17 protein-coding genes are annotated in these 20,190 nt (G+C 45.6%); 3 read left to right on the plus strand and 14 right to left on the minus strand.

Annotated elements, in window-relative coordinates:
- Nucleotides 1-459: 459 nt before the first annotated feature.
- Nucleotides 460-1,215, minus strand: coding sequence for an NADPH-dependent oxidoreductase (locus HF864_RS08450; protein ID WP_169462543.1), 756 nt, complete (start codon nucleotides 1,213-1,215; stop codon nucleotides 460-462).
- 373 nt (nucleotides 1,216-1,588) lie between these two features.
- On the opposite strand from HF864_RS08450, the gene HF864_RS08455 reads away from it, so the two are divergent.
- Nucleotides 1,589-2,197, plus strand: a complete 609-nt coding sequence (locus HF864_RS08455; RefSeq protein WP_169462544.1) for a cadmium resistance transporter — start codon at nucleotides 1,589-1,591, stop codon at nucleotides 2,195-2,197.
- Nucleotides 2,198-2,286: 89 nt separating this feature from the next.
- On the opposite strand, the gene HF864_RS08460 is transcribed toward HF864_RS08455, so the two are convergent.
- The 9 genes from HF864_RS08460 to HF864_RS08500 all read right to left on the minus strand — a co-directional run bounded on the left by HF864_RS08460 (nucleotide 2,287) and on the right by HF864_RS08500 (nucleotide 12,946).
- Nucleotides 2,287-2,832, minus strand: a complete 546-nt coding sequence (locus HF864_RS08460; protein ID WP_169462545.1) for a hypothetical protein — start codon at nucleotides 2,830-2,832, stop codon at nucleotides 2,287-2,289.
- 96 nt (nucleotides 2,833-2,928) lie between these two features.
- The gene (locus HF864_RS08465; protein ID WP_169462546.1) at nucleotides 2,929-4,245 is read right to left on the minus strand and encodes an MFS transporter; all 1,317 of its coding nucleotides are present in this window, start codon (nucleotides 4,243-4,245) and stop codon (nucleotides 2,929-2,931) included.
- Between the two features lie 578 nt (nucleotides 4,246-4,823).
- On the minus strand, nucleotides 4,824-5,996 hold the full coding sequence (locus tag HF864_RS08470; RefSeq protein WP_169462547.1) for an MFS transporter: 1,173 nt from the start codon (nucleotides 5,994-5,996) through the stop codon (nucleotides 4,824-4,826).
- 510 nt (nucleotides 5,997-6,506) lie between these two features.
- Nucleotides 6,507-7,187, minus strand: a complete 681-nt coding sequence (locus HF864_RS08475; RefSeq protein ID WP_169462548.1) for a type II CAAX endopeptidase family protein — start codon at nucleotides 7,185-7,187, stop codon at nucleotides 6,507-6,509.
- A 29-nt stretch (nucleotides 7,188-7,216) separates the two neighbouring features.
- Nucleotides 7,217-8,545 carry an accessory Sec system glycosylation chaperone GtfB gene (gene gtfB, locus HF864_RS08480; protein ID WP_169462549.1) on the minus strand — a complete coding sequence of 443 codons (1,329 nt, stop codon included), beginning with the start codon at nucleotides 8,543-8,545 and terminating at the stop codon, nucleotides 7,217-7,219.
- Nucleotides 8,542-10,077 (minus strand): accessory Sec system glycosyltransferase GtfA, encoded by a 1,536-nt coding sequence (gene gtfA, locus HF864_RS08485; protein WP_169462550.1) that lies wholly within the window; start codon nucleotides 10,075-10,077, stop codon nucleotides 8,542-8,544. Before gtfA ends, gtfB begins: the two co-directional genes overlap by 4 nt.
- A gap of 109 nt (nucleotides 10,078-10,186) precedes the next feature.
- Nucleotides 10,187-11,107, minus strand: a complete 921-nt coding sequence (gene rbsK, locus HF864_RS08490) for a ribokinase (RefSeq protein WP_169462551.1) — start codon at nucleotides 11,105-11,107, stop codon at nucleotides 10,187-10,189.
- Nucleotides 11,108-11,225: 118 nt separating this feature from the next.
- Nucleotides 11,226-12,233, minus strand: coding sequence for a LacI family DNA-binding transcriptional regulator (locus HF864_RS08495; RefSeq protein WP_169462552.1), 1,008 nt, complete (start codon nucleotides 12,231-12,233; stop codon nucleotides 11,226-11,228).
- Between the two features lie 104 nt (nucleotides 12,234-12,337).
- Entirely contained in the window at nucleotides 12,338-12,946 is a 609-nt protein-coding gene (locus HF864_RS08500) for a hypothetical protein (RefSeq protein WP_169462553.1), read from the minus strand.
- A gap of 210 nt (nucleotides 12,947-13,156) precedes the next feature.
- Between HF864_RS08500 and HF864_RS08505 the strand changes: the two genes are divergently transcribed.
- Nucleotides 13,157-13,789, plus strand: a complete 633-nt coding sequence (locus tag HF864_RS08505; protein ID WP_169462554.1) for a deoxynucleoside kinase — start codon at nucleotides 13,157-13,159, stop codon at nucleotides 13,787-13,789.
- A 71-nt stretch (nucleotides 13,790-13,860) separates the two neighbouring features.
- On the opposite strand, the gene HF864_RS08510 is transcribed toward HF864_RS08505, so the two are convergent.
- The 4 genes from HF864_RS08510 to pepV all read right to left on the minus strand — a co-directional run bounded on the left by HF864_RS08510 (nucleotide 13,861) and on the right by pepV (nucleotide 19,080).
- Nucleotides 13,861-15,108, minus strand: coding sequence for a glycoside hydrolase family 73 protein (locus HF864_RS08510; protein WP_169462555.1), 1,248 nt, complete (start codon nucleotides 15,106-15,108; stop codon nucleotides 13,861-13,863).
- Nucleotides 15,109-15,364: 256 nt separating this feature from the next.
- A complete protein-coding gene (locus HF864_RS08515) occupies nucleotides 15,365-16,750 on the minus strand; it encodes a L,D-transpeptidase family protein (RefSeq protein WP_169462556.1) in 1,386 nt (461 codons plus the stop codon).
- A 327-nt stretch (nucleotides 16,751-17,077) separates the two neighbouring features.
- Nucleotides 17,078-17,578: a universal stress protein gene (locus tag HF864_RS08520; protein WP_240936906.1), complete on the minus strand. Its 501-nt coding sequence runs from the start codon at nucleotides 17,576-17,578 to the stop codon at nucleotides 17,078-17,080.
- 101 nt (nucleotides 17,579-17,679) lie between these two features.
- On the minus strand, nucleotides 17,680-19,080 hold the full coding sequence (pepV, locus tag HF864_RS08525; RefSeq protein ID WP_169462558.1) for a dipeptidase PepV: 1,401 nt from the start codon (nucleotides 19,078-19,080) through the stop codon (nucleotides 17,680-17,682).
- A gap of 116 nt (nucleotides 19,081-19,196) precedes the next feature.
- Here pepV and HF864_RS08530 point away from each other — a divergent pair, with 116 nt between their 5' ends.
- Entirely contained in the window at nucleotides 19,197-20,063 is an 867-nt protein-coding gene (locus tag HF864_RS08530) for an NAD(P)H-hydrate dehydratase (RefSeq protein ID WP_169462559.1), read from the plus strand.
- Nucleotides 20,064-20,190: the final 127 nt, after the last annotated feature.

The raw sequence follows: 20,190 nt of genomic DNA on the forward strand, positions 1-20,190 counted from the left end.
CGGAACTGGCAGACGCGCAACGTTCAGGTCGTTGTATGGGTGACCATGTACAGGTTCGAATCCTGTCTGGGGCATTGTTCAAACAGTCGTTGACACGCGACTGTTTTTTTATTTTCTTGATTATCATGTCCGTACCATCCAATCATATTTTCCAATAGTCAACACTGAGATTCTCAGCTGTCAACATGCCTACCCGCCATATCAGCAGGCTCATTTTGCCAAAGAAATCCGAAAAAAGTAAAAAAGCGATCGGCATTCCTGTCGGTCGCTTTTTTACTCATGTTGGTCATTGACCACTGACCTTCACTAAAATCAGGTAGCCAAACCAGATGATACCAAACACAAAGATTCCCAATACTATGATCCGCATTGTCTTTTCAAACCATTTAGGCATCTGACCGCCCCCTTATAGTTTGATCATAGCGAATTCCCCCGCTATTTTCAACGATGCGGAATAACTTATAGGTCCAGACACAGTTTTTGATCATGCAGTGCTTGAGCAATCTGATCGCGAACCTGTGGCGTGCCATTCAACTTAGCGCCATTGACCTGATCGGTAAACGTGTCAATACGGCGACTGGTATCGCGCAGATCATAATAGGTATTTACAATTTGGTCATAATCCTTAAGACTGGCTGGATCAATATCTTGATACTCATTTTCAAAAACGATCTTATTCAATGGCAGTCTAGGCTTCAGCTGTGGTTCTTGATCCGGTACCCCAAGCTGCAGGCCCAGCGTTGGGAAGGTATGCTTAGGCAGGTGCAGCGTATTAATAATCTTAGCGGGCTCATTTTGAATCGACCCTAGAATCACGCCGCCCAGCCCCATGCTTTCTGCGGCGATCAAAACGTTTTGCACGGCTAGTACGGTATCTTCATAGGCCTGCAGAAACATCTCGGTTTTTTCAATACGACGATCGTCAAAATTTCCCTGATGGTGCCGGATCAGCTCATTACGGTGCAGATCAGTGATAAACATCAGCAATTCGCCTGCCGCTCCAACATATGGCTGGGTGCTGACCGCGCGAATCACGGCCCGTTTTTGCGGATCGGTTACTCGAATAATCGTCATCTGCTGTAAAAACTCACTGCTGGCGGTCTGACGAGCAACTTCAAACAGCGTTGTCAGCTGCTCATCAGTCAGCGGCTGGTCTTTAAACTTGCGAATCGTACGGTGATTCAATTGGTGGTCGATGGTAAAGTTATGAATCATGCTTTCAACTTCCTTTTTGTAAGAGATTCTCTACACTTTAACGCCAATGCAATTATTGTTCAAGTGCAATTTTTCTCTCAGCTCAATTACATTCTTAACCTTGATCGGCCGAGTCATAAATCTTTCGCTCTTCATCGACATTGCTGCCATTGAAGAATCAATAGGATGGATGCCGCGGCCATTCGCCAGCTTACGTCCTTTGACATCTTTAGATCAGAAATCATCCAATCAATAAATTTAAGCTTGGCGAAACCAAATTGACTACAATTGTCAACTCGTTTATCATTATCAACATTGGCCAACCGTTGACAATCATCAGACTTGCCACATGGTTAAATCAACCGACCTTAATTAATCGACAAGGAAGTTTTTTATGTTCAATACAATCATCTCGGCCGTAACTGCCTATCTTTCGACAAATCTGGACTATCTTGGCTTCTTAGTGGCCTTTTTTGCGCAAAGCAAGGCGCCCCGAAAATACCGCTATATTCTATTTGGCAATGTAATCGGCGTTATCATTCTGGTAAGCTGTTCTTTAATCTTGGGACTAATCCTGCATACCATCCCGTCAGAATGGATACTGGGCCTTTTAGGCATCATTCCACTATATTTTGGCTGCCGATTACTCTTTTCCAATGATGACGACGATCAAGACATTCAAACTGGCTTAACCGGCTTCAAGCTAAGCAGTTACGTCGCCTTACTCACGGTTACATCGTGCAGTGCCGATAATCTCGGCATCTATACGCCGCTTTTTGCCGCCATGACTACTCCCAAAGCAGTCTATGCTACGCTGCTGACCTTTGCATTAATGCTGATCATTGTATTTTTCTTTGCATTGGTTTTGACTCATCTTCCTGTAATAGCCGGCATTTTAGAAAAGCATGGCAATCAAATCAGCGCATTGATTTATCTTGGCCTTGGCGGCTATCTTCTTTATGAATGCGGCACGTTAACTCATTTATTGGCCTATTTTTACTGACTAAAAGGCATGCTCCGCTTTAAAAGCGGTAGCATGCCCTTTTTAATTGGATTCGTTTTTAGTGAACGACTGAAGCTTCTCCGCTGCGGCTAAAACATTCGCTGCTGCATGCGTTCTTCTAAGCGCTGAATCTGCCCTTCCAGATAGTTTACCTGGCGATGCATGGCTGCCGCCGTTGCGTCCGGATTATTAAGAATCTCAAAAGCACGATTTCGATAGCGGCGGTGCTTTTCAAATTGCATTACGCCGATTTCCTCCGCGCTGGCAACCAGACTGTCGTAACGCTTCAGCATACTTTGCAGCTGTTTTTTAACGCCAGTCTTAGCAGCAGCCTTAGCGTTGATAGCCACAGGCTGTCTTGTTCTGTGCTTGGTTCGCTGACGCCGCTTTGCTGAACCAGTAGCTGGGCTGGCAAGGGGCTGATGATTGATCACTGCCGTCAGATTCTGAATATCTTCAGTCAAAAGCGGCAGCTGTGCCTGTTGACAAGCCTTGATGCGCTGGTAGTGAGGAATAAATTTGCCAGTTTTGAGCGCCCGTTGATAAAGTTCAGCCGGAAAACCAATTCCGCGCTGATGCTTTGATTGAATCTCCGCTTGTTGAGCTGCTGAATAAAACGTCTGCCAATTGTTCATGAGACTCTTCCTTAATTGCTTTAATTGATCTTTTTAATCTTAACATAAAAAAAGACACCGTCATTTTTGGCGATGCCTTTTCACTTCACTAAAGCTTTATTTCGTGTAGTCAACATTCTTGGTTTCTGGCGTCAGTGCCCAGGCAACCACCGAAACCACTGCCAAGACAAACATGTACATCCCGGCATAGTGCAAGCCAAACGTAGCGATCAGCCAAGTTGTGATGGTTGGCGCAACGGCTGCCCCAACAACTGCGGCCAGGTTATAGGTGATCCCGGCACCGGAATAGCGAACCTTAGTCGGGAACAACTCTGGCAAGACCGCACCGACTGGACCATACAGCGTCCCCATTACCACAAATCCCAGGCCTAAGAACAGCAGCATGCCGACCATATTGTGCTGACCCTCCAAGAAGTATGGGAAGACCAATGAGAACACAACCAAGGCAACCGAGGCCGTCATCAAAACCTTCTTGCGTCCAACTTTATCAGCCAAGACTGAAGTGGTCATGATCAATACGGCAAACTCAACGATCGCCGCCATCAACAGCAGCAAGAATTCAGAATGACTAAAGCCTAATGCTGTCGTAGCAAAGGAAAGTGACCACGTCGTTAGCGTAAAGAACATTGCATAGGTAGCGCCCATCAAAAAGGTGCCTTTCAAGATCTCACGCCAGTTTTCCTTAAAGACTTCCTTTAAAGGCGAGCGCGTTGTATTGTCGCGTTCCTGAGCCAGCTTAAACAGCGGCGTTTCCTGCAGACGGTGCCGAACGTAGAGACCGATTACGACCAAAACGGATGAGGCCCAGAAAGGCACCCGCCAGCCAAAGCTCATCATCTGGGCTGGGGTCAGCATTTTTTCCAAGAAGTAGAACAAGCCATTGCAGATGAAAAAGCCGATTGGTGCCCCGACTTCAGGAAAGGCTCCATAAAGCGCCCGCTTGTCGGCTGGGGCATTTTCCGTTGCGACCAAAACAGCCCCGGACCATTCACCGCCCAGACCGATTCCTTGAACGAAACGGCAGAGACAAAGCAGCAGCGCGCCGCTAACCCCGATGCTTTGGTAGCCGGGAATGAAACCGATCGCCACCGTGGCAACCCCCATTACCAAAAGCGATACGACCAGTGTCTTTTTCCGACCCAGGCGATCACCAAAATGGCCAAAAACAAATGAGCCAACCGGCCGTGCAACAAAGGCGACCCCAAACGTCAAAAGGCTCAGCAGCGTAGCTAACAGTGGCGTCATCTGAGGGAAAAATACCTTAGGAAAATAGGCTGCCGAAGCCGTTCCGTAGGCATAAAAATCAAAAAATTCAATAGCTGTCCCCATCATTGACGCCAAGATTACCGTCTTCACCGGATCGCGTTCCATTTTTTCATCATTCATCGTCATTCGTTCTGTCGCATTTTCCATAGCCATCCTCCTATTATTTTAATCGTATCCTTACTATTTATTTTCTTAATGTCGCTAATGCCACTAATGTCGCTTTCCATAAAAATCACCCCTAAACAAAAAACAGCCGACTGTTTCATGAACAGTCAGCTGCTGGCAGATAAACCATTTGCTGAACCGTTCGCATCATCGAGGGCGGTGATGCGAACACGCCAAAATGCCCGCATCACCTAGATAATAATGCGAATAATAATAATGTTGGACAATTGACTGGTTTTTTCAGCAAACATCATTTTTTCTGCCTCCTCTTTTTTCGATGTTCTTAATTTATCACGCTCGAGATTAGATGTCAATTATAAAATTAAAAATAAATGTGAGAATTTTAATTTTATAATTGATTGAAAAATAAAGAGAGTGAGAAAAAACTCCGAAAATCAGCTTGCGACCGCTTTTCGGAGTTTGTCTTCGAACCTCCCGCAAGGATGGCTAGGTCGGTCAAATGCTGATTTATCAGCGTTTGAACTGCCAGTCAGCTACTGCGCTGAGGCATTATTATCCATACGTAGTTAAGAGGTTGAGTTAATTCCCAACCTCATTAATCAATATGGATATGCATTATGATAGCGCCGGCTCAATGCTCCAATCACCAGTACCGTCAGCAGGCCATAAATCGCCCCGACATAGCCAACACTGCTAAGTGACAGGAAGTGAACCGTTTCGGCTGCCGTAAATGAGCCCAAAGAAATACCGATGTTGGCAAAAATCGAATTTAAAGATGATGCCAAATCTAACGACTGTGGATATTCTTTTTCGGCAATATCCAAAAACATCAATTGCGTTGATGAGCCATAGCAGGCTACCATCACACAGAGTGCGGCAATCAACGCTACTCCCAGCCAACGATACTGAAAGCTTGAAGCCAGACCAGCCAGACAAAGCGTCATTAAGGCATAGATCTTGGGCAGTGACTGAATGCCACGGTGATCTGCGAGATAGCCCCCAAACTTATTGCCAAACATGAAGAAGATTCCCATCCCAAACAAAAGCCAGTTGAGCCAGGTATCGCTAAAGTCCATCAGATTGGTAAACAAAGGCCGGACATAGGTGTAAAACGTATAATCAGCCGCACATACCAAGACGATAAACGTAACCCCCATTAAGACACGAACATCTTTGAACAGGCTAAACTGCGAGCTAAAGCTGCCGCGTACTTGAGGCGTATCGCGGGGGGCCAGCCAAACCAGCATGATAAAAGTTAAAATCGTCAGCCAGGTAATCATCCAAAAACTGTCGTGCCATGAAAACGTCGTACTGATTGTCGTACCAATTGGGACCCCGATGATCGAGGCAATACTGAACCCGGCAAAGACCCATGATACCAGACTCGCCCTTTTATCGCGCGGCGCAACGTAATTGGCCATCACCAGTACCAACGAGATGATGGCTCCGGCGACTGTCGCCGTAAGCACTCGCGAAGCCATCAATGACCAAAAGCCTGTTGCCAACGCCGTCCAGGTATTGCCGACAAAAAAGATCAGCATCAAGACCAGCAAAACATGGTAACGATTAAAGCGGCTTGCCAGAGTCGTTACAATTGGCGTTGAGATAGCATAGATCAAAGCAAACAAGGTCACGGTATATCCCAACGATGAAAGCGAGGCATGATACTCTTTGGCAATATCAGGTAAGACTCCGACGATCATATACTCATTACAGCCCAGCATAAAGGCAACAAAGACGAACAACAGCGATTGCAAGCGATACTTGGTCATTACTTCTCTCCTTTTCCCTCTTGGTATCCTTAAAAGCACAGCAAAGGCTAGTCTACTTGTTTTCATAATTATTTTCAAGGTTCTTTTTAAAAAGCACGATTATTTTTTAGCACATCAATCACGTTGAATAACTGTATATAGAAAATAATTCAAGGCGACCAAAAAGGCCCGCCTCATAATTGAGACGAGCCACTTTGGGAAGGAATCTGCTACTTTGCGCCAAGCATATAATTTTCATACTTAACTTAAACACATTTTTGATTCAATCTTCCGCAAAGCTGCATTATTTTATTTAGTACTGGCGCACGCTGGTAACCACACAATTACAATCCGATGCTTCTGGTTACGCTTATGCTGCTTCTAAGCCTACTCGATGACTTCAGCCTCCAGCTCCAGTCGAAACCGCATCACGCGCTTCGCTGGATATATCTCTTATCCTTCCACGTCTATAATATAACACATTCTGTAAGCGGTTGCAAGATAATTCCGAAAATTTTTATTTTCAACGACCTATTTGATTACTGCCGGTAAGATGAGCATAATCGAGACCAGATTGTTAATCAAATGAACCCCGATTGAATTGCTCAGGTTGCCGGTTGAACGATAGACATAAGCCAAAACGCAACCCATATAAAAATAGATCAGATAGCTGATAATGTTGCTGCTGGCATGCACCAGCGTAAAAATCAGCCCCGAGAGAATAATCGGCAGCCAAAATGCGCGCCCGTCAAAAAACAAATTCATAAACAGACCACGAAAGATCAATTCTTCGGCAAATGGTGTCAGACAGACGGCGGAAAAGCACACCAGGCCGATAATAATTGGATTGCCGTTCATTGAATCAATAATTGCCTGATTATTGGCCGTCTGTACTTGATGATAGATCAAGCGATTCAGACTCCCTAATACGATCTCACCTGCTACGATGGCCAGATAGCCGCCTAAAATCGTCTTGGCCTTGGCAAAAAAGCCTTGTATCCGATGTGGAAAATGGTCATAGCGCTGATACAGTTTTTTTCCCAAGGCAATAATCAGGACAAAAAAGCCCAGATACAAAATCACCCAAAGAATCGTCAGCTTAGGATGCTCAGTGATATTGCGCGCAGCTTCTGGTGGCATCAAGATCAAGATACAAAACGCTGAAAAGATCAGCAGCGCTTTGGTAAAACTAGGTCGTCTTTCGGTCTGCATTCTGTCACTTCCATTTTCTTATTGATCAATCAGTCTTTTACCAGTGATTCAAGACCGGATTTAAAACGTTCCACCGGCTCATCGCTGGCTTCTTGTCGCTGTGTATCAATCAAGCGCTGCATTTCCTCGGCCTGAGCGACCGCCTGCACGATCTTAATCGCCAGCTTGTCATATTCAGCTGCCGGATAGCGATTTTCATCAGCAACCAATCGTGGCTCATGCAACGTCTCATTAAAGCCCAGAATCAGCATGTTGTTTTCAAACGCCGCACGTACGGCATCCAAGATCTCATCACCTTGATTGATGTCTAGATAGACGTCGCATTTTTTGATCAGCCGGCGTGCCTTATCCATCCCGATGATCGGATATAAGTGTACGTTATCGTATTTCTGCATCCCCATCAAGCGATCTGACATCTCAGTCAATGCCGCAATATGAAATTCAAACTGTGGCAAGATTTTGACCAGGTTTTCCAAGTTCATGATCTGATCAGAGTTGGTCATGATCAGGATTTTTGGTCGCAGCGAATTCCCCCGTGGATGCGGATAAACGATACCCAGATAACGAGTATCAACGCGTTCATTGGTCTTAAAAAGCTGCTGATTGGCTCGCCAGACACGATAGTCTTGGACCACGACATGGCGTGTCCGCGTTTGATTTTTGTAAATATAATTCAGATTGCCTGGCAGCTCGCCTTTAATCGGCTCATGCCAAAACAACGTATCATGACCTGATTGTGGCAGCTTTAGCGTAGTAAAAAAACTGGTGCTTAATGTATTATAAAAAATCTGCTCCAGATTTAAACCGCTTTTTTGCAGATAATCACTGACAAAATCGGGCAAAGTCTTGAAATAACGCGATTCTTCGCCAGTATTTAAAAAAATGCTGCCATTGTCCAAATGCGACTCAATCACGACCCGGCCTTTTTCGTCAAAGTATTGCTTAAGGCGCGCTTGATTGTCGCTCCAGCTGGTCTTGGCAAACAGATGACCATATTGATCATACTCATCAACCCATTGCAATTGACCAGCCTCGTTTTGCCAGCGGACCTGTTTAACCAGCCTGGTGTTGTCTTTTTTGGTAAAGATAACGTCAGCACGCTTATGGTTCAAATCATAAATCTGAGCGCCATTGCTGTTGCCGACGATGCGCCAAAACCGCGGTACCGGAATCTGATCAAAATACAGGGGCTTTCCATCATTGGTATGCGAACAGTAATACTGCATCGGTGATTGAATCTCACGTGGCAAAAAGCCATCATCATCAATCACGACCGTCGGAATATTTAGCTGCGCGATCAGTTGTGCCAGCTTAAAATTGCGCGCAGCCTGATCCCATTTATCAAACAGATTGATCATTTTGTCACCTCATTTACCAGGGCCTGCCATTTTTGTGCAATTTTTTCGTCTAGATACGGCTTGGCCAGTTCATACGATTTTTGACTAAAGCTGGCCGCCTTTTGGTCATCACTGAATAATTTGACGATCGCATCCGCAAGTTCGTGCACTTTGCGCTCTTCAGGCCAGTCTGACTGATAGGGCAGTCGATAGCCATTTTGATCCGGTTCAATAAACGTTTGATTGCCATATGGAACGTCAAAACCAATCATCGGCAATCCAGATCCCACGGCTTCCATCAAGCTCAGCCCAAAGCCTTCACTGGTTGAGGCTGCAATATAGCCGGCATAGTGCTGATAGATCGTTGCCAGATCTTGCTGTCCCTTGAGTTTGATACAATCTTGGGCTTTTAGCGAATCAATCAGTTCCTGCAGTTTTTTTTGCTGCACCCCTTGACCATAAATATCTAAGGTAATGTCTGGAATTGATTTTTTGGCCTCGGCAACTGCCTTGACCAGCCAGTCAACATGTTTTTCACTGGCCAGTCGCGAGGCCGTGATCAACGAATGCCGCTGCCGTTTGGCATACGGCATCATCATCAGTTTTGACAGGCTGCCAACCGGAATGGCTACTACTTTAGGCGCTTGATGCTGATAACTAGCCAGCTGCGTTTTTAAAACCTGCTTTTGTGCCGGCGTTGAGACGATAAAACAATCCGTCTGATCGGCATGCGTGAACTGGTATTCATAGTAGTTGTTCCACAAGATATTATCTTGGTTGGTATAGTGCTTATCATAATGCTCGGCATGCACCACGACGCCCAGTTTGGCTGGAACATGCATCTGATACCATAACTGGCCGCTGACCAGCCCTTTGCCATCCTCACGATCCAAGATAACCAGATCGGTTTTCGTTAAATGCAGTCGCCGGATCATCTCAGCATAAAGCTCGGTTTTGGAATAAAAAATCTGATCCTTTAATTCAAAAATCTCTTCGTTGCCATTAATGAATTGATGATAGGCAATTGAGCCGTCTTCATTGTAAAAATCACGGGCATAGACATGATTGCCAGCACTGAGGTATTCGGTAACGTATCTTATGTATGAGTAAAATTCACGCCGCACCATCTGCGAGTCGACCACATATTCGGCATAATCAATTGCTTGCGTTTTTAGATTATAGATCCGCACATTAATTTTGAGATTCTCATCAGGCAGCCAGTAGTGAACTACCTGCTTGCCATCCGCAAAGCTTTGGACACTGGATTTAACATTGCGTTTTTCAAAGTGCTGTGCGTGCTTGAACTCATCCAGCGTATAAGTTGTTGGGGCAATTTTAACATCAGTAAAAAAGTTATAAAGCCAGATTATATCTTGGTCTTTGAATCCCAAATTGTGCGTCAATTCTTCAATGTTATCAGCTAAGATTAGATCGGAAAAAATAAACCTGGCTGGAATCTGCATGCGAGAAAACACCTTGGATCGGTAAGCCTGAGCATACTCAACACCGCTGCTGGCCCAACCGATCCCCAGATTTACATTGTAAACCGTCATTTTGGAGTCCTTCTTTCATATCGTTTTTCAAAAAAAACGAGACCAAGTCAGACAGACATTGATCTCGCTTTTCGTTTTCAGCCATAATGAATAATGACCAAAAACATACTTAGTTTTGACTGGCAGCTTCAATTTCAGCCAGCGTAGGGATTGATGGCAAAGCCCCCATCCGCTGAACCGTAATCGAGCTGGCCCGCTGAGCAAAGGTCAATGCTTCTTTGATGTTGCTCATATCGGGCTTTAATTGAGAGCTCAAGGCACCGATAAACGTATCACCGGCTGCCGTGGTGTCGACTGCATGCACCTTAAAGGCCGGTACAAAGTCATAGCCATTTTGGGTGCAGTAGAAGGCCCCTTTACTGCCGATCGTGATAATCAGGTTCTTGACGCCCATTTGTGCAAAGTGACCAGCGGCTTCCAGCATTGAGGTCTCATCGGCAATGATGACATTGGTCAGCGTAGCACATTCGGTTTCGTTTGGAATAATTAGGTCGGTAACCTTTAAAATCTCAGGATCAATCTTGGCTGCCGGAGCAGGGTTCAAAATCGTCTTGACGCCTTTTTGCTTGGCCAGCTTAAAGGCTTCCAAGGTGGTTTCTTGTGGTGTTTCAAACTGAGCAATTACAAAATCAGCATTTTCGATTGCTGCCTTGGCATTGTCAACATCAGCTGGTGAAACGCATTGATTGGCACCACCGTATACCAGGATACTGTTTTGACCATTGTCGTCCAGCAGAATCGTAGCTGAACCAGTCCCGGCCTTTTCATCCTTGGTAATGTAGCGCGTATCGATATGATTGTCGCTTAATGAGTCAATCATGAACTGACCGGCTTGATCATTACCAACCCGGCCAACAAACTTGGTCTCGGCACCGGCACGAGCTGCCGCAACTGCCTGGTTGGCACCTTTGCCGCCAGCCGCACTGCTCTTGCTTTCGGATGACAGCGTTTCGCCAGGCAATGGCATTCGCTTGATCCGCAGCGTAGTATCAACGTTCAGACTGCCCACGACCGTAACTTTATTTGTCATTTTAAAGTCCCCTTTACGTTTTGATGCAATCAGCAAACTAGTAAATGCTTTTACATATGATTAAATCAGTATTTATCAACTACTCTATTTTATCATATCAACTGAGCTGCAAACAAGTCTATACGTGCTTGGTACTGTCTCTGACAACCAGTTTAACGCCAAAGTAGGAAGTCTGAATGGCGGTGTCTGGATTTTGAATTCGATTGAACAGCATCTTGGTGGCTTGTTCACCAATTTCGCGAATCGGCTGCTGAATCGTAGTCAATTTTGGCGTTACGTACTCAGCCAGATCAATATCGTCAAAACCTACCACAGAGATGTCGTTTGGAACGCTGACGCCATTTTCAGCCAGTCCCCGGTAAAGTCCAATTGCCATTTCATCGTTAGCCGCAAAAACCGCAGTCGGCTGCTTATCTAAAACGCCTTGCGTGCAAGAGTAGCCGCCGTGCTTGGTCAACTCGCCATAGACGACGTCGCTTTGCTCATCAAAGTCAACGTGATTCTTGCGAAGGCCGTCAATCAAGCCGCGCAGACGATGATGCAGGTTGTCGGTCATATTTTCCGGCATGATGCTGACTACATGCTGGTGCCCCAGACCAGCCAGATGCTCAGCAGCCAAGTACCCACCCTGATAGTCATCGATCAAAAGTCGGTCCCCGCCATTGGCCTCGTTTTGGTCAAACAACAGATATGGAATGTCATTAGGCTTTAAGAGCTGCTCAATCGTATCGGTCGTAATCGAAGAACTGGCAATGATCAAGCCATCAACAGCACGTTCGATCAGCCGGCCTAGATAGTAGCGCTCTAATTTTTCTTCATGGCTGGCACTAAAGATCAAGGGCATAAATTCAGCTTCACGGGCGGCTTCCTGCACGCCACGAATAAAAGTGCTGAAAAATGGATTGCCGATGTTGGGTACTAACACGCCAATCGTTTTGGAAGAACGCATGATCAAGTTGCGCGCATTGAAGTCGGGTACATAGTTCATCTGATCGCGCAGCCTTAAGACTCGCTGCTGCGTAGCTTGACTGAAGCGCTGCCCTTTGCCATTCAGGATTTGCGATACCGTTGTGACTGAAACGCCAGCAGCCTTTGCCAGATCGCGGATAGTAACTTTGTGTTTCATAGTGTGTGCTTTCCTTTTGTTTTACTAGTAAACCTATTTACGAATCAGTTTACCACATATTTACTCTCTGCTAGTTAAAATATTGAAACAAAAGCATAGTTTTTTTAATTTTGGTGAAAAATACCATCCATAATTGCTTTGGTCTGCATCGCCTGAAAACCGCGCACACGTAGATAGTCAATTTGAGCCAGTAAAATGTCATAGGTCCAAAGCGAAGAAAGATCATGCTCATTATAATAGTGCAGCGTCAAGCCAATATGAGTCAGATCATGCACCATTCCTTCAAAATCATCGCGTCCTTTGTATTTGTTGGTCCCGATCACGACTGGCAATTCATGTTTGATTGAGTCTTTTAAAAGCGTGTCCAATAAATTGACATGGCGAAAGTCGTGCTCACGCAAAAAACGCTGCAGGCCAAAAACATCAAAATAGCCATACTCTTGAGCAACCTTGCTTTTATATGAGCAGGTCGTCAAATAATCGGTCTGGCTCCTTACCGCATGGATGCTTTTGATACGAATCAGCGTCAAGCCGTTGATCTTGCAGTCCCAATCCAAGGTCATCATTAAAACAAACAGTGGGTCCATGGCAATCACAAACCCAACGTTAAAGGTATCGTCATCATCAAAATTATAAACCTCGACCAAGGTTCCCTGTTGCTGGCTGATCGTTAGCTGTTCTCTGATCCGTGACTCATCCATATGCTCAATCATCTTATTCGTCCCTTCTAAACTTACTGTTATTATTCTGCCTGTTTAATTGGCAAACGGCAAATTTTTTTGACGCACTCAATTGCCCAACTGACGCAATTTTGCTTACCTTTAGTTGGTTGTTGGCCACAAAATATTGATTTATTTTATGGGCAGACACTATATTTTGTAGTAAGATGGTCAAGTTGAATTTTTAAATAAAGAGGAGTCGACATGGTGATTATTACAGCTGGGATGATTGGAGTCGGCAAAACGACGCTTACGGCCAAGATTGCTGACCACTTAAATACAAAAGCCTTTTTTGAACCGGTGGGCGAAAATCCGGTCTTGCCGCTTTACTACAAGGATCCTAAACAGTACGGCTTCCTGTTGCAGATCTACTTTTTAAACAAGCGGTTTTCCATGATCAAACAGGCACTCAGCGATGACAACAATGTCTTGGACCGTTCAATCTATGAAGACGCGCTGTTTACCAAGGAAAACAACGCAGAAGGCAACATCTCTGATACGGAACTGGACGTTTACCTAAAGCTGCTTGACAACATGATGAGTGATTTGAACAAGCTGCCTAAAAAAGCGCCTGATTTGATGGTCTATTCAGAAACTTCTTTTGAGACCATTCTCTACCGCATCAAAAAGCGGGGTCGCGACTATGAGCAGATCGATGACAACCCTGAATTAAAAGACTATTACTACAAGATGTGGAACGCCTATAAGGATTGGTATCAAGAATATGATGCCAGCCCCAAGATGAAGATTGATCTGGATAAGTACAACCTGGAAGACCCCCAAAACGTTACCACGGTTTTAAACATGATCGATGAGCGCTTAAAGAAAATCCGTTAATCCAGTCAGCAACATAAAATTACTAATTATTGAAGGTATCGCTTGAGTCAGCCGACTTGAGCGATGTTTTTTTATCCATATAGACGCCGTAAAACCTCCAAGACGCCAACACTGCCGATTCCACCGGCAACTGGCAGCCAGGTATGATGATTGACTTTTTTAGATCCTCGATGCGCAGAGTGGGGCATCGTTGATTCAACCAGCGTACTTGCTGAATGTGGTCGGCGATGATGCGAAACAATCTCGCTTTTGCCAGCAGATGATCGATCGTTTGGGATAATTGGCCGGTCAAACTGCGTCAGCCGATAGCCAGCGATGATTTGATTCAGTTTTTGATCATACATGGGATCCGTGGCGTAGCGTCCCTTTAAAAAACTGGTGGCAATTCGATAATTACCGGCATTTTTTCGATGAACCCCAGCATACATCGGCTGGTCCAAGACGGCTACATAATCGTTTAACGATGCTTTTTCATCCATGTAGCTCTTAAAGATACCAGCCACGATGCTTGGGTGGCCATTAAAGCATTCCTGAGTAGTCATCGAAACACCGCGTCCATGCCAGGTACCTTTGATACCAAAGAGATTATGATGAATCCGGCTTAACTCACTGGTCCCCCAGTTGCTTTCCAGTGCTGCTTGAGCAATCAGTACCGAGGCATACAGATCATGCTCTTGACCGATTTTTTGGGCAAGCGGTCCCAGCTGAGCAATAAAGCGTGCTTGATTCTTGGTTGGACAAAGAATCGGATCGGCCTGATCATTGTCTGCTGCCTCAGCTGATTTTGTCGGTATTGGCTGATTGGCAGACACCTGATCATTTGAAATTGACTGATCACTGGTATTTTGATCATCTTTTTGATCAGTGCCGGGATCGACAAAATGCTGATTGTTTTTATCTGCAATCTGAGCAGTTGAATTCTGATCAGTCTGTGCCTCACGTGCCTTTTGGGCTTCACGCATTTTTGTCTGCCAAGCCGCTCGTTCGCTTCTTAGCTTAATACCATCCAAAAAGCCCTGACGATATGCTGCTTGCTGCAGTTCTTGATCAGGCTCTTGTTGGGGTCTGTTTTCCAGTGCATCCATCAAGCCCTGGTGGTAGGCGACTTGATACTGCTCCATCATTGATTTGGAAACGTCGGTATTCGATTGCTTAGCATCAATTGAATAGTCTTGACTTGATGCTTTCTTAGCCCCGCTTTGACTACCGGGATCAATTTGATTTAAGGTTGGAATCGGAGCTGCCAAGACTGGGCTCATCAGCTGCACCAACCAGATCATCGTTACCATACTCGTTAGCCAGAATCGTTTTTTGAACATTGAAATCATCCTTTCTATTCCCTCTGATATTCTTTACGTCAAAAAACGATCGTTGGCATTAAAAAAGAGAGTGAGAAAAAACTCCGAAAATCAGCTTGCGACCGATTTCCGGAGTTTATCTTCTAACCTCCGCAAGGCTGGCTAGGTCGGTCAAATGCTGATTTATCAGCGTTTGAACTGCCAGCCAGCTACTGTGCTGAGGCGTTATTATCCATAAAATAGTTAGGAGGTTGAGTTAATTCCCAGCCTTTTTTATCTAGTAAACGATAACCGGTTCATATTGACTCAATGCATCGTAGGCCGTGCCGGCATCGCTTGGGTGCATATTGACGCAGCCATTGGAGCCGTTGTTGAGATAAGCCGTACTCGACCAGTCCGTTCGCCAACTGGCATCATGGAAGCCACAGCCACTGTCGGTAAACGGTGCCCAGTAGCTGACCGGTGAGGCATAAGCTGAGCCATTGTCACTGGTCCCGCGCAAGGTGGTATTGCGCTGCTTGTACATGATGTACCAGACTCCTTTAGGCGTATCATCACCGCTGCTGTGCTTACCGGTAACCACGCTGGCATCAAAAACGCATTTACCGTCTTTGTAGAACCAGACGTGTTGATCTGAAATCGAAACCTCAGCATAGGTATTGCCGATCCCGTGATTGCTGGTCGTACCATAGCCAATGCCACCAGTGTTATAGCCAACCCCATAGACGTCGCTTTTGGCATTAACGCTGGTCTGGTGGTTGATCAAGGCCTTGGTCAGCGTGGCAGCTGCCTTGGTATCGCTGAGCCGCCAGCCATATGATCCGCCCGTAGCCGTTTTGATTTGTTTGCCGCTATGCGTGGTAAACGTAAAGCTCTTATCCAGCGTTGACTGATTCTGATTGACCTTTTTGACCAGCTTGTTTAGCGCTGTCGTATCAAATTGATATTGATGATTCAGATACGTGGCTTTGGTAATAATATCATTGGTCGTCAGCGTATAGGTCTTGTTTTCTACCTGGTAGGTCAGCTTTTGATTTAACAAAGCCTTTAGCTTAACGGCTTCTTGCTTAACGGTCTTGCTATTGGCTGCCAGCGGCTGTTGATACTGTTTGTGCAAGACGATTTTGACGTTGGCCGAATTTTGGTCAAAGTCTTTTAGCAATGCTTCCGTATCATAGCGATTGCCTTTTCGGGCCGGCTTAATCGTTACCTTGCTATTTGCCAAAACGGCCTTGGCATCAACCGGTGCCTTGCGACCAGCATTTTCTTTTTCGATATTGGCCTTTAAAGCCGCACGCATGGCCGCAAGCCGAGTGCTATCAACATGGCTTGGCACCACCTTGACGTTTTTGGCCTTGCTGGAAGGAAAGAACGTTGCTTGCTTTTTAAGTGCTTTTTCAAACTTGCTCAAATCGTTTTTAGTAAAGCCGGCACTGCTGGACTCGCCTTGATAGATCACCTTGCCATCCAGCGTTACCTCATTGGTCAATTTGGTCTTAGCAACCTTATCATAAGCCTGCTGAGCAGTCATTCCGCCAACGGCTACCCCATTGATGGTTGTATTCTTGTTAAAATGAGTTCTTTGATGCCAGGTCATCACTCCAATTATGATGACCAGAAGCGTTGCGATAATGCCCAAAGACATTTTCGTGCGCGAGTTCATGTACTCCACTCCCTTACCCTTAACCTTGTGCAGTGCCAATTATATAACATTACCTCGGCTAAGGATATCATAATTTCAGCCAGATTTTCTCAACCGCTGCATTAAAAAAGAGAGTGGGAAAAAACTTCGAAAATCAGCTTGCGACCGATTTTCGGAGTTTGTCTTCGAACCTCCGCAAGGATGGCTAGGTTGGTCAAATGCTGATTTATCAGCATTTGAACTGCCAGCCAGCTACTGCGCTGAGACATTATTATCCAGAAAACAATAAAGAGGTTGGGTTAATTCCCAACCTCTGTTTAGAAAAGTTCAGCCTTAATTGGTTTGCTACTAGATTTCTGGGTAGCTTTCCATCTTAACGTTGAGCTTCTTGTTGTTTTCATCGGTCTTGACAACCATGACGTCACAGTTGGCTTGACGAATTACATAAGCTGCCGTGGAGCCGACAATCATCCGACCAATCATGTTCAGACCCGTTGCCCCAACCAAAATCAGGTCAACGTCATGTTCCTTAGCATAACCTTCCGTCAGTTCCAGCTTGGCATTGCTGATCTTGACATCGGTAACGACATCTGTGACCCCAGCAGCCTCTGCCTTCTTCTTCATCTCGGCAAGCTCCTTGGTCATTTCGTCCGTAGCTTTCTTGTAGATGTCACGATCAATGAAGCCATAGCCAACCGTGCTCGTGTTTGGATAGCGTTCACCGTTGACGATGCTTAACAGATGCAGCTTAGCGTTATTGCGCTTAGCAATGTCAATCGCTTTTTGAACTGCCATCTTGGATTGTTCGGAGCCATCGACACCAACTAACAAGTTCTTGTATTCACTCATTATTGCCACCTCCATAAAACAACCTTAATTAAGAAAATCTACATTGGTTTTCCTTGCTATTATTTTACCACGAAAACGGTTTCTTGAACAATATGTTTTCCTTATTCAACTACTAAGTCATGAATTGCCTGCATATAAATGGCCATTGATTTGATCAGATCATCAACGGGCTGGAACTCATTTGGCTGATGCATCGTATTTGGCGTGTCTGGCATTAAAGCTCCAAATGCAACCCCGCGGCTCATTAAGCGGCCATAGGTTCCCCCACCAACAACCTCTGCTTGAGCCGTCTGATCGCCAGTCTGGTCGATGTAAGCCTTCAAAAGCGTAGTAACGATTGGATCATCGGCATCAACATAGTGTGGCACCTCGCCTTGATTACGACTGATGGCAAAATTATGATCTTGGGCAACCGGCTTAATGCGATTGAGGATCTCATCAGCCGTGATGCCTTCCGGATAGCGGAAGTTCATGTCAATGTGGCCGCCATCGTGCTGATCAAACTTCAAGATCCCAGCATTCATCGTCATTTCACCCATCTTATCCGTTGCAAACGCCGCGTTGAAGTTATTGACGCGCGTATCCAGATGCAGGTAGCTGGCGGCAAAATCGATAAAGTCACCAGCATGACCACGAATATCAAGCTGCTTTAAGAACGTCGCCAAATAGGTACCGGCATTGATGCCTTTTTCTGGTTCCATACCGTGGGCTGCCTTGCCGACTACGATCAGCTTAATCCCTTCAGAATCGGTTTCCATACTTCCGGTAATCGGATTTTCATCCAAAAAATCGGTAAATGCAGTCGCTACGGCTTCGTTATCCGCTGCTTCAATCGTGGCTTCGGCATCACGTGGTACCATGTTAAAACGCAGCCCAGAGTCAAAGCGCTTTAAGATCACCTCGCCATCATTGCCGCCATCAATGTCCAACAGCAAGGACACCTGCCCTTTTTCACCATTGATCAATGGGAATTCGGCATCGGGTGAGAAGCCATAGGTTGGAGCCGGTTCAACTTCAAAGTAGCGCTTCATCCCCGTCCAGTCATTTTCTTCATCGGTACCAACGATAAAGCGCACCTTTTGCTTAAAGACGGCCCCATGATCCTTTAAATACTTCAGTGCATAGTAGGCAGCCATTCCTGGTCCCTTGTCATCAGAAACGCCCCGACCATATAAATTGCCATCTTTAATCACGGGGTCAAATGGATCGGTCTCCCAGCCTTTTCCTGCCGGCATAACGTCCAAGTGAGCCAAAATAGCCAGGGTCTGATCACCTTCACCCCATTCGGCAAAACCGGCCACGTTATCGATGTTTTTAACGCGGAAGCCATCCTGCTCAGCCATTTCCAAGAAAGCTTTCAATGCTTGGGCTGGAGCTGGGCCAAGCGGATATTCCGGTGTGGCTTCATCATCATTGCGCACGCTGGGAATCTTGATCAGCGTAGTCAAATCGTTAAGATATTCTTCTTTTTGAGATTGTGCGGCTTTTAACCAATCAGTCATAAAAAAACCTCCAATGTTAGTCAAATTCCTAGATTTAATGATAACATTATTTGGAGTTGATTTACGGATCAATCGTCAGTGGATTTTATTGGATTAAATAAAAGGAGTTATCAAACATGCAAAACTTGGATGAGTCAATTCTGCAAAAAGTCATTAAAGCCCGCCCACAGGAAAGCTTTAAGGGAACTTTTGGCAAGGTCGTGCTGGTTGGCGGCAATGAAAACTTTGGCGGTGCCATCATCATGGCCGCGACGGCAGCAGTCTATGGCGGGACTGGTCTGGTTACGGCTGCTACCGATCCAGTCAACTCGGCAGCCCTGCATGCTCAGCTGCCAGAAGCTATGTTTGCCGATTTTAATGACGATCAGCTGGTTGGCGACCTGATCGTAGCAGCAGACACGGTAGTCGTTGGCCCAGGACTGGGTGACAATGCCCAAAGTCTGCATATTCTAAAAAACGTCTTTGAGTACGTGCACGATGGTCAGACACTGGTAATTGACGGTTCGGCAATTACCTTGATGGCTCGCGAGCATCTCAAGCAGCCAGCCTGTGACATCAACGTCGTCTACACGCCTCATCAAATGGAATGGCAGCGGCTTTCAGGAATCAAGATTGCTGATCAGACCGTTGCAGCCAATCAAAAAGCCGTCCAAGCACTGGATGCAACCGTGGTATTGAAAAAGCATCATACCGAGATCTATCGTGGCGATCAAGTCTTTAAGCTGCCAATCGGCTCAGCAGCCCAAGCCGTTGGTGGCATGGGCGATACTTTGGCCGGAATGGTTGGTGCATTCACGGCTGAATTTAAGGATGCCGGATTAAATGCTGTTTTGGCCGCCATTTATGCGCACAGTGCCGTGGCTGATCAGATTGCCGAAAACCAGTACATCGTCTTGCCGCACCAGATTAGTCATGCCTTGCCTGGCTTCATGAAAAAAGTAGCTAACCAAGGCAGTGAAACGCATATTGGCTTTATGGACTAATAACTAATAAAACCATGATGCCTTAAGCAAGGCATCATGGTTTTTAATTTGGCAGATTGCAAGAAATAACTTGAACGAATTTAATGACGTAAATTAAGCAGGAAGATCTCGATTGGTGTGCGCCAGT

Source organism: Lactobacillus sp. MRS-253-APC-2B (genome assembly GCF_012843675.1).
Classification (GTDB): Bacteria; Bacillota; Bacilli; order Lactobacillales; family Lactobacillaceae; genus Limosilactobacillus; species Limosilactobacillus pulli.